18 protein-coding genes and 1 other annotated feature are annotated in these 15,917 nt (G+C 38.7%); all 18 genes read right to left on the bottom strand.

Translation table 11 applies throughout. The features are described from left to right. Positions 1–18 precede the first annotated feature (18 nt). Entirely contained in the window at positions 19–1,158 is a 1,140-nt protein-coding gene (gene tgt, locus ACFSFW_RS21080) for a tRNA guanosine(34) transglycosylase Tgt (RefSeq protein ID WP_304217507.1), read from the bottom strand. A gap of 69 nt (positions 1,159–1,227) precedes the next feature. After that, complete coding sequence (gene queA, locus ACFSFW_RS21075; protein WP_304217510.1) at positions 1,228–2,253, bottom strand: tRNA preQ1(34) S-adenosylmethionine ribosyltransferase-isomerase QueA; 1,026 nt, start codon at positions 2,251–2,253, stop codon at positions 1,228–1,230. Between the two features lie 26 nt (positions 2,254–2,279). Beyond that, a complete protein-coding gene (locus tag ACFSFW_RS21070) occupies positions 2,280–2,471 on the bottom strand; it encodes a DUF2905 domain-containing protein (protein WP_304217513.1) in 192 nt (63 codons plus the stop codon). Between the two features lie 195 nt (positions 2,472–2,666). Further along, positions 2,667–3,668 carry a Holliday junction branch migration DNA helicase RuvB gene (gene ruvB / locus ACFSFW_RS21065; protein ID WP_304217516.1) on the bottom strand — a complete coding sequence of 334 codons (1,002 nt, stop codon included), beginning with the start codon at positions 3,666–3,668 and terminating at the stop codon, positions 2,667–2,669. 13 nt (positions 3,669–3,681) lie between these two features. Next, entirely contained in the window at positions 3,682–4,284 is a 603-nt protein-coding gene (gene ruvA / locus ACFSFW_RS21060) for a Holliday junction branch migration protein RuvA (RefSeq protein ID WP_304217518.1), read from the bottom strand. A gap of 271 nt (positions 4,285–4,555) precedes the next feature. Further along, positions 4,556–5,080: an intercompartmental signaling factor BofC gene (locus ACFSFW_RS21055; protein ID WP_304217521.1), complete on the bottom strand. Its 525-nt coding sequence runs from the start codon at positions 5,078–5,080 to the stop codon at positions 4,556–4,558. Positions 5,081–5,250: 170 nt separating this feature from the next. Further along, complete coding sequence (locus tag ACFSFW_RS21050) at positions 5,251–6,156, bottom strand: YhcN/YlaJ family sporulation lipoprotein (RefSeq protein ID WP_304217524.1); 906 nt, start codon at positions 6,154–6,156, stop codon at positions 5,251–5,253. A 226-nt stretch (positions 6,157–6,382) separates the two neighbouring features. Beyond that, positions 6,383–7,831 carry a SafA/ExsA family spore coat assembly protein gene (gene safA, locus ACFSFW_RS21045; protein ID WP_388041104.1) on the bottom strand — a complete coding sequence of 483 codons (1,449 nt, stop codon included), beginning with the start codon at positions 7,829–7,831 and terminating at the stop codon, positions 6,383–6,385. 167 nt (positions 7,832–7,998) lie between these two features. Further along, positions 7,999–8,853, bottom strand: coding sequence for a prephenate dehydratase (gene pheA, locus ACFSFW_RS21040; RefSeq protein ID WP_304217530.1), 855 nt, complete (start codon positions 8,851–8,853; stop codon positions 7,999–8,001). An 11-nt stretch (positions 8,854–8,864) separates the two neighbouring features. After that, positions 8,865–9,305 carry a transcriptional regulator ThrR gene (gene thrR, locus ACFSFW_RS21035; protein ID WP_099362046.1) on the bottom strand — a complete coding sequence of 147 codons (441 nt, stop codon included), beginning with the start codon at positions 9,303–9,305 and terminating at the stop codon, positions 8,865–8,867. A gap of 43 nt (positions 9,306–9,348) precedes the next feature. After that, complete coding sequence (gene obgE, locus ACFSFW_RS21030; protein ID WP_304217533.1) at positions 9,349–10,635, bottom strand: GTPase ObgE; 1,287 nt, start codon at positions 10,633–10,635, stop codon at positions 9,349–9,351. A gap of 33 nt (positions 10,636–10,668) precedes the next feature. Continuing rightward, on the bottom strand, positions 10,669–11,208 hold the full coding sequence (locus ACFSFW_RS21025) for a sporulation initiation phosphotransferase B (protein WP_304217536.1): 540 nt from the start codon (positions 11,206–11,208) through the stop codon (positions 10,669–10,671). A 294-nt stretch (positions 11,209–11,502) separates the two neighbouring features. Beyond that, positions 11,503–11,796 carry a 50S ribosomal protein L27 gene (gene rpmA / locus ACFSFW_RS21020; RefSeq protein ID WP_099352127.1) on the bottom strand — a complete coding sequence of 98 codons (294 nt, stop codon included), beginning with the start codon at positions 11,794–11,796 and terminating at the stop codon, positions 11,503–11,505. A gap of 29 nt (positions 11,797–11,825) precedes the next feature. After that, positions 11,826–12,152 carry a ribosomal-processing cysteine protease Prp gene (locus tag ACFSFW_RS21015; RefSeq protein ID WP_099352126.1) on the bottom strand — a complete coding sequence of 109 codons (327 nt, stop codon included), beginning with the start codon at positions 12,150–12,152 and terminating at the stop codon, positions 11,826–11,828. Between the two features lie 11 nt (positions 12,153–12,163). Further along, positions 12,164–12,472, bottom strand: a complete 309-nt coding sequence (gene rplU, locus ACFSFW_RS21010) for a 50S ribosomal protein L21 (protein ID WP_099362050.1) — start codon at positions 12,470–12,472, stop codon at positions 12,164–12,166. Positions 12,473–12,488: 16 nt separating this feature from the next. After that, positions 12,489–12,568, bottom strand: a sequence feature (ribosomal protein L21 leader region). Positions 12,569–12,632: 64 nt separating this feature from the next. Further along, positions 12,633–14,102 (bottom strand): Rne/Rng family ribonuclease, encoded by a 1,470-nt coding sequence (locus tag ACFSFW_RS21005; RefSeq protein WP_304217543.1) that lies wholly within the window; start codon positions 14,100–14,102, stop codon positions 12,633–12,635. Positions 14,103–14,158: 56 nt separating this feature from the next. Next, positions 14,159–15,025: a M50 family metallopeptidase gene (locus tag ACFSFW_RS21000; RefSeq protein ID WP_304217547.1), complete on the bottom strand. Its 867-nt coding sequence runs from the start codon at positions 15,023–15,025 to the stop codon at positions 14,159–14,161. Beyond that, positions 15,018–15,797 carry a M23 family metallopeptidase gene (locus ACFSFW_RS20995; protein WP_304217550.1) on the bottom strand — a complete coding sequence of 260 codons (780 nt, stop codon included), beginning with the start codon at positions 15,795–15,797 and terminating at the stop codon, positions 15,018–15,020. Before ACFSFW_RS20995 ends, ACFSFW_RS21000 begins: the two co-directional genes overlap by 8 nt. Positions 15,798–15,917 lie beyond the last annotated feature (120 nt).

The following is a 15,917-nucleotide window of genomic DNA, read 5'->3' as shown; positions in this document are numbered from 1 at the left end:
TTTTCATTTTTTCTTTAGTTAGAAGTTTTTCGCGTTCGGCTTATTGAAACCATATCGCTCAAAAAATTCTTCGCGGAAGTCTCCAAGACGATCTTCGCGAATCGCTTGACGGACTTGCTCCATTAATTTTAACAGAAAATGAAGATTATGATAAGTAGTAAGTCTTATTCCGAATGTTTCACTTGTTTTTATTAAGTGTCTAATATAGGCACGGCTATAATTTTTACATGTATAACATTCACAATTTTCGTCCAACGGTCCAAAATCACGTGCATACTCCGCGTTTTTAACTACTAATCTTCCTTCGCTTGTCATAAGCGTTCCATTTCGAGCAATTCTAGTAGGTAGTACACAGTCAAACATATCAATACCACGTATCGCTCCATCAATCAAGGAATCCGGCGAACCAACCCCCATTAAATATCTAGGCTTGTTCGTTGGTAAAAGTGGTGTTGTAAACTCGAGTACTCTGTTCATAACGTCTTTAGGCTCACCAACAGATAAGCCACCTACAGCATAGCCAGGGAAGTCTAGGGATACTAAGTCTCTTGCACTTAGTTTACGAAGTTCCTCGTATTCTCCTCCCTGAACAATACCAAATAGTCCCTGGTCTTGTGGACGACTGTGTGCCTGGATGCATCTTTCAGCCCAACGACTAGTACGTTCAACAGATTTCTTCATATATTCAAAGCTAGCTGGATATGGTGGACACTCATCAAATGCCATCATAATATCTGAGCCAAGGGCATTTTGTATCTCCATTGCTTTTTCAGGAGACAAAAATAACTTATCTCCATTTAAATGATTACGGAAATGAACGCCTTCTTCCTTAATTTCTCTAAATTCACTTAAACTAAATACCTGAAATCCTCCTGAATCAGTGAGAATTGCTCGATCCCAGTTCATGAATTTATGTAGTCCACCCGCTTCTTTGATGATTTCATGGCCTGGTCTTAACCATAGATGGTAGGTATTACTTAGAATAATACCAGCACCCATCTCCTTAAGGTCTTCTGGTGACATTGTCTTTACGGTAGCAAGTGTTCCCACAGGCATGAATGCAGGTGTTTCAAAAGAACCATGCGGGGTATGCACAATTCCTAGTCTCGCACCTGTTTGCTTACAAGTCTTAATATGTTCGTATCTTATTGCTGTCACTTATATGTCTCCTTTATCGTGGGTGATGAATAAAACTCACCACCCGAAATATCTAATTTGCGCTATGTCTTATTTAATTAGCATTGCGTCCCCAAAGCTAAAGAATCGATACCGCTCTTTTACTGCTTCGTTATACGCATGGAGGATATTCTCGCGTCCAGCCAGTGCACTTACAAGCATGATCAGTGTTGATTTTGGAAGATGGAAGTTTGTTATAAGACCATCAATTCCCTCATACTGATATCCAGGGTATATAAATATATTCGTCCAACCGCTTGATTCTACGAATTTACCATTATTTTTCACAATCGTTTCAAGGGTTCTAGTTGAGGTAGTCCCTACGGAAATGATTTTCCCACCATTTGCTTTTACCTCATTTAGTAAATTAGCAGTTTCCTCTGTCATTTGATAAAATTCAGAATGCATATCATGATCTTCAATTGTGTCTGAGCTGACGGGACGAAATGTTCCTAACCCCACATGCAAGGTAATAAAGGCTGTATGTACTCCCTGGTCACGAATTTGCTGTAAAAGCTCTTCTGTAAAATGAAGTCCAGCCGTAGGCGCTGCTGCTGAACCACGATGCTTTGCATAAACAGTTTGATATCGTTCTTTATCATCCAATTGCTCATGAATATATGGGGGCAATGGCATCTCACCTAAGGCTTCTAAAACTTCATAAAAAATACCTTCATAATGAAAGTTCAACATTCTTCCACCGTGATCACCGATATCCGTACACGTTGCTTTTAAACGTCCATCACCAAAGGTTAATACAGTACCTTCTTTCACACGTTTTGCAGGCTTAACAAGAGTCTCCCAACTATCACCATCTTTTTGTTTTAAAAGTAGTACTTCTACTTTTGCACCTGTGTCCTCTTTTACTCCATACAGTCTTGCTGGCAAGACACGTGTATCGTTTAAGACTAGGCAATCTCCTTTATTTAGATATGATAGGATTGAACGAAAATGAGTATGGGTAATGTCTCCTGTCTCTTTGTCTACTACCATTAAGCGCGAAGCCTCACGATTTTCTAACGGAGTTTGAGCGATTAATTCCTCTGGTAATTCAAAATCAAATAATTCTACTTTCATATTTCCACCTAATTTCTACTGACTTTCTAACGAAACTTACCAAATACGTAAAAGATTAATGATAATACAATACTTATTACAATAGATGTAACGATTGGAAAATAAAATGTGGTATTCCCTTTTTTCACGACTATATCCCCAGGTAGTTTTCCAATAAAATGCATAATAAACCCGACAACTAATAATAGAACTCCCATTATCATTAGCATTTTACCCATTTTAACTTTATTCACTCCTTATAAGGTATTGGAACGAAGGCATCTATTTGTAAAATCAATTTTCGTGTAGGATAAAAACTTAATTGAATAAAGTTAAAAAGCCTCCGGCGGATGCCACGATTTTTCAAAGGTAATTTTTCGAGCGAGCTCGAAAAAAATCGGGCGCATATACGCCAAGGCGTATATGATTAGGTATTACTCCTTTGGAACCTCAATTTGAAAATGTCGATATACCAGTTCAGTTACAATTCGACCACGTGGGGTTCGTTGCAAGAAACCAATTTGCAGAAGGTAAGGCTCATAAACATCTTCAATTGTATGTGCCTCCTCACCGATCGTTGCAGCAATCGTCTCAAGTCCAACTGGACCACCACGAAACTTCTCAATGATTCCTCTAAGTAATTTATGGTCAATATGATCAAGTCCTAAACGGTCAACCTGTAGCAATTCTAAGGCTGTATCTGCCATTTGCGTTGTAATTGTACCATTCCCGCGTACCTGTGCGAAGTCCCTTACCCGCCTTAATAAACGATTCGCAATCCTTGGGGTCCCTCTTGATCGTCTCGCTATTTCGTGTGCCGCATGTTCATCAATTTCTACCTCCAACAATTCAGCTGTTCTTGTTACAATTTCAGCTAATTGATTTTCAGTGTAATATTCTAGTCGACTAAGCACCCCAAATCGATCCCTAAGAGGTGCAGATAGTGATCCAGCACGTGTTGTCGCTCCAACTAAAGTAAAGGGTGGTAAGTCGAGTCGAACAGAACGTGCTCCCGCTCCCTTTCCAATCACGATATCCAAACAAAAATCCTCCATCGCAGGATATAAAACCTCCTCGATGGACCTTTGAAGACGATGAATTTCGTCAATAAAAAGGACATCACCTGGTTCAAGTGCTGTCAATATAGCCGCTAAATCCCCTGGCCTTTCAATTGCTGGTCCTGAGGTTGTCCGAATATTCACGCCCATTTCATTTGCAATAATCGTAGCTAGCGTTGTTTTCCCAAGTCCTGGAGGCCCATATAATAATACATGGTCCAAGGTTTCTTGTCTCATTTTAGCTGCTTCAATAAAAATCGATAAATTTGATTTTACCTTTTCTTGACCAATATATTGAGCTAAGGTTTGTGGTCTGAGGCTTTGCTCGATTGCTGACTCTTCGTAATTGGTACTACCTGAAACGATTCTGTCCTCCATTCAAGCATCCTCCTTATTTTAATAGCTTTTGTAAAGCCTTTTTAATATATTGATCCGTTGAGAGCTTTTCTTTTCTTAGCTCTGGCAACACTTTATTGATTTCTCTTTCCGCATAGCCTAACACTTTAAGAGCTTCAACTGCTTCCTCAATTTCTGTGTGACTCGTATTGTCCACAAATTCATGATCGTCACTAAACAAATCAGGATGAAGTGTTGGCATAAGGTCATGGAGCTTTCCTTTAAGATCCAGTATAATTTGTCGAGCTGTCTTTTTCCCTACACCTGGAAACTTAACGAGGAATTTTTCATCCTCGTTTTCAATTGCACGAATGACTTGTTCTGGTTCCCCCGAAGCCAAAATCGCGAGTCCGCCCTTTGGACCAATCCCTGTAACATTTAAGAGTTTCAAAAATAAAGCACGCTCCTCACGTGTCTTAAAACCATAAAGTGCTAAAATATCTTCTCTTACATGCTGATATGTATAAACAATTTCCTTATTATCTCTTTTAAAAACGAACGGATTTGGTGTTAGGATTTGGTAGCCTACCCCATTATTTTCAATAACGATATATTCCGGATTAATGTAGTCAACCGTCCCTTTAATAAATTCAATCAAACTTATTCTCTCCCCTACTTTGCTGTACCCCATTTTATCATATTCGTCAAAAAAAGACTAAAAAATGAGTGTTCAAAAAGGAGGATGAAAAGGACCAAGAAGGTCGAGGCGGTGAAGTTTTGAGTAGCGGAACGTATGCAGTTAATACGTGAGCAACGGAAAAACAAGCCAACGAAGAAATTCGATGTGTCATTTTTACCGGACTTTTTGAACATCCTCCAAAATAAAAGAGAGACTAGAAGGAGTCTAGTCTCTTTAAAAATGTTATATATTAAGGGGAGGATGTATAGGTTTTATAGGTTTCAATGACATTAATATACTCATCTTTTGTTCCTATTTTGATTCCTTTTTTCAGTAAATCATGTTGGTAGCTTTCAAGCTTCTCAACGTCGATCTGAAAGAATGATTGGATAACCTTTTCTGATTCATCTGGTTTTCCATTAAAAATAGACAAAATTCCATCTTCCGTTATACCAAAATAGCCGTTCGTTTTAAGCAAAGGTGAAATGTCGTCTATTCGTTGTTGAAAAACAACCTGAGTATCATCTTGATGGACTAGGTTCCAATCCTCATACTGTGCCCAAAAATCTTCCATAGATAGGATTGTTTCTTTTATGATTTCTTCACTTACCTCGCCGTCTACATAAACACGTTCAAGAATGACAGTGACTTCTAATGGACCGGTTACCTCTTGAACAGAATCATTGTTTTCTTCTAACTCCGCACCAATTCCTGAAAAGCTAGGCAATATAAAAACAACCGCTAGACAAACGATTACTTTTACAATCTTTCTCATTTTGGCATCACCTCTTACAATTAGTTGCCAACTCTTTTTTATACTTGTATATGACCGTCCTACACATATTAGTTTGACCATTATTAACAAGAATATCCAATGTTTTTTGAAAAAATTTTCCATAAAAAAGGGATGTCCCAAAGGACACCCAATTAGATATGCAATTTACATTAACCCCTATTATGGTTTGTGAATGGCTTACTAATAGCATCACCAATGTTGTCAAAAAGGTCTTTTATGTCAGCATCAATTGTTTCACGTCTATTTCCGTTACGAATATCATTATCGATATCACGTACTCGTGAAAAAGTACCTTCATCTGTCACAACATTGATATTTCGGTTACCAGCTAATGGCTGTACCGCTCTTTCTACAGCGTCTTGGACATTATTACGATTTGTATTATCGTTCGTATCAACAGCAACTAAGACGTTATCGTCTGTTACGATGACACGAGCATCGTCCACGTTTTTAACCTTAGAAGCACGTTCGGAAATTTTACGAACTAATTTTCCATTGTCATTGTAATAGCCATATGTTTGTACTTTATGGTTATTGTCATTCAGATGGCTGCTATAGTTTGTATCAGCATGTCCATGGCCATTTTCATACATTGTATTCGGGTTTCCATCATTAAAAGGGTTAATTGTTCGACCGTTACGGTTATTCATGATACCATTTCGACGTTGTTCCTCGCGATAGTTCATGATTCCAGGACGATTTTTTCTTGTTTTATCATTGTTATTTACCATACCGGTATTGTTGTTGTCATTTCTGTTGTTCATGATGCCAGTGCGATTGTTATTGTCATTTCTGTTGTTCATGATGCCGGTACGGTCATTCCTGTTATTCCCAGTGCGATCCATAATTTCTGTTAATGGACCATCATTGTCACGAAGACGGTTTCCATTTCCATCTTCATTATTTCGATTATTTTCATTCGAGTAATAACCGATTGGTCTAGCATTATCATTATAATCCTTATTTGGACCTGCCCCTTGATTATCGGTATTACACGCCGTTAGACCACCAAGTAATAATGCTGCAGTCGAAACTGTATAGAGTATTTTCCTCAATACAATAACCCCCTTTGACCTATTGAACATATCTACATGTTCATCATTAGGTTGGCTTATCCAAAGGGGGATTATTTCTGTTAGTTTTTTGCAGGTTATTTAAATCTTGGACTGACAAGTGTCCATTTTCAAATTATTACATTTTTAGAACTTACTTTTTAGACAAATACTAAAAAAATACAAGGACGAATGTATGATTTATTCGCCCTTCATTAAATGTTTATTATTAATCGTCTAAGTCATCGTCAACATCCGGCATGTTAAACATTGGGTTAAACGGCATTTGCTGATTTGGATTCATTCCAAACGGTGCACCCTGATATCCTGGGAATCCACCACCTTGGAACTGAGGTTGAAATGGTGGTTGGAATTGTCCTTGAAATCCTGGTTGCCCCATTGGGTAGCCTTGTTGCGGGAAATGTCCTACAAATGGAGGCTTCGGTCCACCACAACCACAATCTTTTTTATTATAAAATTGTGTTGGCATCATTTGTGGATTCATTGGTCCCGCAAAACCTGGTCCTGGATTGTTAGCCATCGCTGGACTTACAGCTTGTGGTGCAGCTTGCATTGGCATATTAGGTCCGAATCCAGCAGGCCCTGGGAAACCTCCATTAAATCCATAACCTGGCATTACCGGAGTTACTGGTACACACGGTCCCATCGGAAACGGTGGTGCCTGCATTGGTGCCATTTGTGGCATTTGTGGCATTTCAGCTACTTCTTCAAATTCATCTTCTACACCTGCGACCATTTGAGGCATTTGTGGCATTTGTGCTTGCATAATATTATAATTGTTAATATCGATTTCAAATGGGTGTTGCGGTGGCATTTGTACTGGCGCCATTTGAACTGGAGCCATTTGAACCGGAGCCATTTCTTCTTTTACTTCCTCTTTTACCCCTTCTGTTCGAGGGAATCCTCCCATCGGATTAAATGGCCCTTGTTGCGGTGGAAAGCCTCCCTGAAACCCTGGTACATAATTAAAGCCGTACCCAGGCATAACTGGCGTAATTGGTACACAATTATTAAACATAGCTGGCTGTTGTAAAGGCATTTGTGGCATTTGCTGCATTTGTGGCATTTGTGGCATTTGTGCTTCAAAATCTTCTTCTGGTTCAAACTCCTCTTCTTCCGGTGCCATCATCCCAGGTAAAACATTGGTTGGTGGTGTTGGAATTTGCGGCATTCCCATCTCCATCAGATTAAAGTTATTGATATCAATTTCTAGTGGCTGATATTGTGGCATTTGCGGCATTACTGGCATTTGTGGTGGTGCAGCTGGCATCTGCGGCATTATTATCATTTGCGGCATTTGCGGCATTTGAGGAATATATGGTCCTGTCTCAACACCCTTTACTTCCTCCTTAACCTCTGGTACCTCCTCTTCAAAATCGATTACAGGAAATGGTTGAGGTGCAATTTCGGCAAACGGATGCTGAATTTGTTCCTCTTTCGGCGCTACATTAATTTGAGCTTCTTTTTTAGCTCCACCAATTTGAGCTTCTTTTTTTACATGAACAGTTCCGGTTGGCACTTTAATTTTCATACCAGGCATAATCATATCAGGATTACTTAACTGAGTATTGACAGCTTTTAGTTCTTGGAAGTCCACCCCATATTTTTTTGCAATTTCCCATAAGGTGTCGCCTTTTTGAACGATATGGATCTTCACGCGATTTTCCCCTCCTATACATAAGTCAATACATACTATGTCAAAATAGGCAAATTGCCACTATTTCTCATCACAACTTATGCATAGGCTTCACAAATTATGTACAGCATGAGGGCTGGCCAAGCATAAAAAGTATAAAAAAAAAGAGACTCGACTAAATGCCGAGTCTAAATATGATAATATGGATAACTACCTAATACAGTCACTCCGCTCCCTAAAGCTTCTAATTCTGCAATCGCACTTGGGATTAGTATTTCATCCATTCTTTGTTCAATATCAATTAAAAATAAATAATTACCAAGACCCGTTTTCATTGGTCTTGATTCGATTTTAGACAAATTTAACTTTCTCCAGGCAAAAACGGACAATACCTGATGTAATGCCCCGGCTTGGTCGGAAGGCAATGTAACCATCAAGGTTGTTTTATCTCCTGTATTTTCCTTAACTAAATCTAAATCTAACATTTCTTTATGTAATACAACAAAGCGCGTATGATTATTATCAAAATCATGTATATCATGTTTTACAATCGTTAAACCATATTCCTTTGCCGCAAATGAGTTTGCAATAGCCGCATGATTCTGCTCTGGATGCTCACTTACAAATTTAGCGGCTGCACCTGTAGAACTTGTTTCAATCGGCTGTATATTTGGAAAATGATTATATAAAAATTTATGGCATTGCGCGATTGCATGTGGGTGTGAATAGATACCTTGTACATCTTCCCAATTGTTTATATTGTTGGGATGCACCATTAAATGCTGTTTGATTGGGATAATCACTTCACCAATAATTTTAAGTTGTTTTACATGAATTAGATAATCAATTGTTAAATTAACCGTTCCTTCAATCGTATTTTCAATTGGAACGACAGCCACATCCACTTCCCCGTTTTCTACTGCATCAATACATGCAGGTATTGTTCGATATGGTTTGTTTTCCTTACCGGGAAACAATGCTTCAACCGCTTGTGCTGTGAATGTAGCATTCGGTCCTAGAAACCCTACATTTGTAATGTTCATCGTTCTTCCCCCTATGCTCCTGTTCCAAGAATTTCAACTTTATCTACAAATTCAAGTTTACGAAGTCTAGCTAGGAGGTCAGTTACTTCACCATGCATGCCTGATGTGTTTAATGAGAGTGTTACATTCGCTTTTCCCCTAAGCGGAATTGTTTGGTGGATTGTTAACACATTACAACCAGTATCTGCTACAGTTCTTAATAATTGAGAAAGGGTACCAGACCGGTCCTCCAGATGAAAAAACAATGAAATAATTTTTTCCTTAACAGTCGTATGAAAAGGGAAGACAGTGTCTTTATATTTGTAATAAGCACTCCTACTTAAGTCCACTTTCTGTGTTGCTTCTGCAATAGATTGTGCTTCTCCACTGTCTAATAGTTCCTTTGCATCCAATGTTTTACGAACTGCTTCTGGAAGTACATCCTCACGAACTAGATAGAATTTGCCATCCATGTAAGCTACTCCCCCCTACTTACCTTCTTTTAAACACATTATTTTATTCTATAAATTCAAATTCATATTCAAGTAATTTTACGATATCCCCGTGTTTTGCACCTTTTTCACGCAATGCGTCGTCGATTCCCATACCACGCAACTGGCGAGCGAATCGTTTTACAGACTCATCTCTTGAAAAATCAGTCATCTTAAAGAGTTTTTCGACTCGTTCTCCAGAAATAATAAATGAGCCGTCACTTTCACGCGAAATAATAAAATCCACTTCTTCTTTTTCGTGACGATACATCACGCGGTGATTGCTCGTATCTTCCTCGACCTCAAGAGGAAATTCTGGGGTCGTTTCAAGTAGATCTGCAATCGTGAACAACAAATCGCGGAGACCTTGTCTTGTTATCGCGGAAATCGGGAAAATTTTCACATCGTCTTGGAGCTTCTCTTTAAATGTTTTTAAATTTTCCTCAGCTTCAGGTATATCCATTTTATTTGCGACCACCACTTGTGGACGTTCCGTTAAACGAAGATTGTATTCCTTTAATTCTTGATTAATCGTGAGATAATCCTCGTAAGGATCGCGTCCTTCCATTGCTGACATATCAATTACATGAACAATGACTCTTGTTCGTTCAATATGTCTTAAAAATTGATGTCCAAGACCGACGCCTTGGTGTGCCCCTTCAATTAAACCCGGAAGGTCAGCCATCACAAAGCTGCGTCCATCCTCTGTTTCAACAACGCCCAGATTTGGTACTATCGTTGTAAAATGGTACTCTGCAATTTTTGGTTTTGCAGCAGAAACAACGGATAATAGAGTAGACTTTCCGACACTTGGAAAACCAACAAGACCCACATCAGCTAAAACCTTAAGTTCAAGTCTTATATAACGCTCCTGTCCTGGTTCACCATTTTCAGCGATTTCTGGTGCCGGATTGGCAGGTGTTGCAAATCGAGAGTTTCCTCTTCCACCACGACCACCTTTAGCGATGACTGCTCTTTGGCCATGCTGTGTTAAATCTGCAACAACCACACCTGTATCATCATCTGTCACGACTGTGCCAGGGGGGACCTTAACAACCATCGGCTCTGCGTTTTTTCCGTGCTGATTCTTCGACATTCCGTGTTCCCCACGTTTTGCCTTAAAATGGCGTTGGTATCGGAAGTCCATCAAGGTTCTTAGACCTTCTTCAACCTCAAAAATGACGTCCGCGCCTTTTCCACCATCTCCACCAGCAGGACCGCCCATTGGAACATATTTTTCACGACGATAAGCAACCATCCCGTTACCACCGTCTCCACCTTTTACATACACTTTGACTTGATCTACAAACATCTCTTACCTCCGGTTATTTATGCACCTGAATTTTCATGCAATATGTATTGTTATACTTACTTCTTTATTATGTACTTTGTATTCTGTTATTTGCGGGAATTGATCTGATTGGCTTAGCGTAGTTAGCCAATTTGTGAGGTATTCCCTATCTTTTAGTATTCCACTAAAATCAAAAAAGAATCGAGTTTCCTCTAATGAACAGTCGATAGTAAGGGATAAATGATTTTCTCCCATTTCATCAACCGCATCTTCCAGTATGGCAAAAAATTGTGTGCACCATTCTGTTAGTTTTGTATCGTAGTTTGATAAATTTCGAATATCACCAACAACATCATAGTCCAATTGATATTTATGAGGCTCCCAATTTAAGGTCATGATAAGTGCAGCAAAAGTTGGAATTTGTAAATTTGTGAGATGTGTTTCATTTTGAGCATCTATAACAATCTCTTCAATTATCGTCTTAACCCGATCCATTTTATTTAGTGAGATGTTCCCTTTGATTAGCTGTATTTTATTTAACCAATCGTGACGTGTATGTTTTAAAACTTCAATCGTACTCCAATTTTTATTCATGTCATTTCCCCTAAAATTCAATGTGCCAAAAGACAACATTTAGATTTCGAATCTTGTCTAAAAATTATATCAAACCTTGGAAAATAACACTACATTCTACAATCAGGATTCTTTAATAAATAAAAAAAGGAGGTTGAAAAGGACCAAGAAGTTCAAGGCGGCGCAGCTTTGAGGACCGGAGCGTATGCAATTAATACGTGAGGACCGGAGAAGCAAGCCAACACAGAAGTTCGATGTGTCATTTTCATCCTCCAAAAAATAAAACTCTAACCTTAAGGTTAGAGTTTAATACGATTACGCTTCTTGCGCAGCTGGGTATACACTTACTTGTTTGCGGTCACGGCCTACACGCTCAAATTTAACAACTCCGTCAACTTTTGCGAATAGAGTGTCGTCACCACCACGGCCAACGTTTACTCCTGGATAAATTTTAGTACCACGTTGACGGTATAAAATTGATCCACCAGTTACGAATTGACCGTCAGCACGTTTTGCACCAAGACGTTTCGAGATTGAATCACGACCGTTTTTAGTACTACCTACCCCTTTTTTAGAAGCGAAGAATTGAAGGTCTAATCTTACGAACATTATTGTCCACCTCCTATTAATGAAGTTTTTTATGATTGAATTTTCATATATTGTCCATAATCAAGTTCAATCGTTTGTAAGGATACAAGCATTCCCTCTAGAAGAAGCTGTACCTTTTCCCGGGTTGTCTCATCCTCGAGTTGAGGAATTTGACAGCGGAGGAATCCGTTTTTTTCTTGTTCCAATATCGGTTCTACTTTACATAGAGCATATATTGAATTAATAGCACCAAAAGCAACGGCTGAGGCACCTGCACAAACGATATCCTTTCCAGGAACATCATATTCGGCATGTCCACTCATTGTAAACGAGTCGATTCTACCAGAACTATTACGGTTAATAGTTATTTTTATCATGATAGAAAGCCTTATGCGTTGATTTTTTCGATTGTAACTTTAGTGTAAGGTTGACGATGACCTTGTTTTTTACGGTAGTTCTTTTTAGCCTTGTATTTGAAAACAACGATCTTCTTAGCGCGACCTTGCTTTTCAACTTTAGCTGTAACAGTTGCACCTTCAACAGTTGGGCTACCAACTTTTACGTTTTCGCCACCTACGAATAAAACCTTGTCAAAAGTAATTGTTCCACCTTGTTCTACGTCAAGCTTTTCAACATAGATTTCTTGGCCTTCTTGAACTTTGATTTGCTTACCGCCAGTTTCAATAATTGCGTACATATTTGCACCTCCTAATAGTATGACTAAGACTCGCCAATACACAGGCGCTCCATTAATGGAAACTTAACTACCTGGAATGAGCGGTTGTAGCAGTGGGTGCTACAAACAATAACATGAAAATATTATCACAAAGACAAGTTTGAGTCAATCATTTCTTAAATTAGGACCGATTATTTAGCCGTTCTTTCATTTCATCAATGGTTCCAATATGTCTAATGAAATATTCATGTCGAGGAGAAACTATTTCAGTTACATAAATACGAAAAGACAAGGCTTCTTCCAAACGTTTCTTATGATTAGTGTTTTCTCCGAGCAGGACTTGTTTTACTTCTTCTGTTGTTTCAATCCAAATCGCGTCGTAATCCATGCCTTGATATTCCCATAATTCACGTTCAAGTTTGAAAGCAATCGTTTCTGCAGAGTCTACCCGTCCTGTACCTGAACAAGTTGGACAACTCGTCTGCAATATTCCTAAAAGATCTTGACGAGTTTTCTTTCGGGTTAGCTCTAGAATACCTAGAGACGTAAAGCCATGAATAGTCATGCGATTTCGATCTTCCTTTGCTACAGAGCGTAAGGCTTGGATGACTTTTTGGCGTTCGTCATTATGCTTCATATCAATAAAATCAACCAAGACAATACCACTAATATCTCGAAGCCTTAGTTGGAAAGCAATTTCTTTTGCTGCTGCGAGATTTGTTTTAAACACCGTATCTCGCAAATTTTCTTTTCCTTGAAACTTTCCAGTATTCACATCGATTATCGTTAAAGCTTCTGTCTGCTCAATTAATAAGTACGCCCCATTATCTAGCCATACAATATGCTTAAGTGCTTTTTCAATTTCCCGCTCTATACCGTAAGAAGAAAAAATATTTTCTTTTCCACGAAAAAAAGAGACTTTTTCTTCGCCTAATAGGTCCTTTATCTGTTTATATTCTTGCGCTTCATCAATTACAATTTCCTTAATATCCTCAAACTGATGCTCTAATAGAATTTTATCAACAAGATGATTGGCATCAAATAAAAGGCTTGGAGGCTTAAGTAGTTTTTGCTTTTCAATTAAAGAATTGAAGCGGCTTCTTTGAATTTCAAGCTCCTTTAGAATGATTGATTCATCCTTATTTTCACAAGCAGTCCGGATAATAAGACCTTCTGGCTTTTCAAGATATGTTTTTCCAAAATTACGCCATCTGTCCCTTTCTTCTTCCTCTTTCATTTTCCTCGAGACTGCTACATAATTCCCAAATGGCGAATAGACAAGGGAAGTTCCAGGAAACTCAATTAGTCCAGTTAGTTTGGGACCTTTCCGCTCTGCCCCTTCTTTCGTAACTTGAACAATGATTTCCTCACCTTGTCTAACAAAATGAGCTATATTTTTATCTTTTTCACTTTGGGGAGAAAGATGGTAGGAAGCAAGCTGCTCTCGTCCGATATAGCCGTTTCTGCCTATACCAATATCTACAAAGGCTGCCTGCATCCCTGGTAGGACGTCAATCACTCGCCCCTTATATAAATTTCCAACTATTTCTTTATGTTTGGGTTGCTGGATATTCAACTCTAGAACTTTTTGATCCTCTACTACAGCTACTCGTTTTTCACTTGTTTTAACATTTATAATAATTGTCTTCAAACTCTTGTCCTCGCTTTAACAATACACTTTCCTTTAATGTACCTCATTTGGAAATGTCAATACAAGTAGAGAAGCTCACCGACAGGTTGGGTAATCTTTTTATCATTAAAATAGGCATATAATAGCTCATTTTCATCAAGCGGCTGTTGGTTTTCTCCGTCCTTTCTAATGACAATGGGGTGCTTACAACCTCGTTGAAACATCGAAAGAACGGAATAAACCATTTCTGTTTCGTCCACTACGAGTGGCTTCAATTTCGTAAAGGTGTCCTGCTTACCGTAGTAGCGTTCCAGTAAGAATCTCATGAAGACGTAATGCCTCTTTCTCCATTCCATAATTATCGAAAAGAATAGAAAGGATAAAATTACCCATAGATTTAGATTGTTCGGGCTATAGAGTAACATTCCAACTAAAATGAGCCCAGCTATCAAGCAGGATACAAAAAGCATCCGTTTATGTGCCTCAAAAAAAGAATGCTTATAAGAAAAAAACAAATAAAGCAGTTTCCCTCCATCTAACGGCCAAATCGGAAGGAGGTTAAAGATAAGAATCACTAAGTTATGATATAGAAAAAGATCAAATGTTTTTGGGGAGATGACTGAACCCAAAAACAAGCAATACGCAACACCCACTAACCAAATATGTTGTAGGGGCCCTGCTACTATTACGAGGAGTTCTTCCTTCAAGGGACGATTTCCGTGTTCATCCATCTCTGCCACTCCACCAAATGGCAGGAGCTGAATCTTCTTAATTCTCCATGAAAAAAAATGGGCACATGCAGCATGTCCCATTTCGTGGACAAATATGATTAAAAACAGCATCAATAACTCTCTAAAATGTGCAGTAACAACTGCAATTGCGACGATAAGCCAAAGTAGTGGATGTATTTCTATTTTTCTTAGGAGTTTTACGTAATTATTCAAATTTTATCACCTGGATCGGGTCAATAAATGTTTCACCTTGCTTTATTGCAAAATAATACGTTCCTTTGTTCTCGCCTTCTGGGTCTTGAACCTGTCCTACCTCTTGTCCTGTTTCTACATAATCATATAGTTTTACATTTACTGATCCTAGATTTCCATACCAAGTTTCAGTGCCATCACTATGCTGGATCACAACTGTCTTGCCTAGATCACCTTTAACTGCAACTTCCGTCACATTTCCCGCATTCATTGCTTCTACTACTTTGCTGTCCGTTTCAACAATAATACCTTGACCATTTGCTTCAAAGGTCTCCGTCACAGTTCCAGCTGCAGGAAGGGCATATTTACCAGGTTCAGGTGCATCAACCTGCTCTTTGTTTTGATTAATAGGAAGTAAAGCAAGTGGACTGCCAAAGGTATCTTTATACCATTCCGTTACTGCCGCAAATTGAAATTCAGTTTCCATTGTACTGGATACAAAATGCCGGACTTTTTCAAAATTTGGTGACTGATTTTTAAATATAATTCCAATTGACAATACAAGAATGGCTGAAAGAAGTACCTTAAATAAAAAGACTTCTTTTCGGAAGAGTGGATGGCCTCCATCTCCAGATCCACCCCCATCGAAAGAGGCGTATGTACTACCTCCAAATCGCTCCTCATCATTTGCTAAAAAGGGAGGAACTGACTTGTGTGGATTAGTGGGGCTCGGGTATCTGGAACGCTTTCTCTTCGCAATCCGCCTTCTAATTTCATTCGCTCGATTACTCATATATTCACATCATCCCTTGTCCATATTATTTGTACAAGTTTATGATTGAAGAACGTCAGTTATGACAATTTGGAACACTTGTGATCAAATGATTCATCTTTCATTTGATTCTCATTGAAA

Source organism: Ferdinandcohnia salidurans, assembly GCF_042680725.1.
Taxonomy (GTDB): Bacteria; Bacillota; Bacilli; order Bacillales; family Bacillaceae_L; genus Ferdinandcohnia; species Ferdinandcohnia salidurans.
Note: the sequence above shows the minus strand (reverse complement) of the source record. Positions and strands in the feature narration are given on the sequence as shown.

What these genes read in the sequence shown, in the direction of transcription:
- queA (WP_304217510.1), bottom strand. Translation starts at nt 2,253, where the DNA reads ATGAAAGTAGAATTATTTGATTTTGAATTACCAGAGGAATTAATCGCT.
- ACFSFW_RS21070 (WP_304217513.1), bottom strand. Translation starts at nt 2,471, where the DNA reads ATGGGTAAAATGCTAATGATAATGGGAGTTCTATTATTAGTTGTCGGG.
- ruvB (WP_304217516.1), bottom strand. Translation starts at nt 3,668, where the DNA reads ATGGAGGACAGAATCGTTTCAGGTAGTACCAATTACGAAGAGTCAGCA.
- ACFSFW_RS21055 (WP_304217521.1), bottom strand. Translation starts at nt 5,080, where the DNA reads ATGAGAAAGATTGTAAAAGTAATCGTTTGTCTAGCGGTTGTTTTTATA.
- pheA (WP_304217530.1), bottom strand. Translation starts at nt 8,853, where the DNA reads ATGAACATTACAAATGTAGGGTTTCTAGGACCGAATGCTACATTCACA.
- thrR (WP_099362046.1), bottom strand. Translation starts at nt 9,305, where the DNA reads ATGGATGGCAAATTCTATCTAGTTCGTGAGGATGTACTTCCAGAAGCA.
- obgE (WP_304217533.1), bottom strand. Translation starts at nt 10,635, where the DNA reads ATGTTTGTAGATCAAGTCAAAGTGTATGTAAAAGGTGGAGACGGTGGT.
- ACFSFW_RS21025 (WP_304217536.1), bottom strand. Translation starts at nt 11,208, where the DNA reads ATGAATAAAAATTGGAGTACGATTGAAGTTTTAAAACATACACGTCAC.
- rpmA (WP_099352127.1), bottom strand. Translation starts at nt 11,796, where the DNA reads ATGTTCGTAAGATTAGACCTTCAATTCTTCGCTTCTAAAAAAGGGGTA.
- ACFSFW_RS21015 (WP_099352126.1), bottom strand. Translation starts at nt 12,152, where the DNA reads ATGATAAAAATAACTATTAACCGTAATAGTTCTGGTAGAATCGACTCG.
- rplU (WP_099362050.1), bottom strand. Translation starts at nt 12,472, where the DNA reads ATGTACGCAATTATTGAAACTGGCGGTAAGCAAATCAAAGTTCAAGAA.
- ACFSFW_RS20995 (WP_304217550.1), bottom strand. Translation starts at nt 15,797, where the DNA reads ATGAGTAATCGAGCGAATGAAATTAGAAGGCGGATTGCGAAGAGAAAG.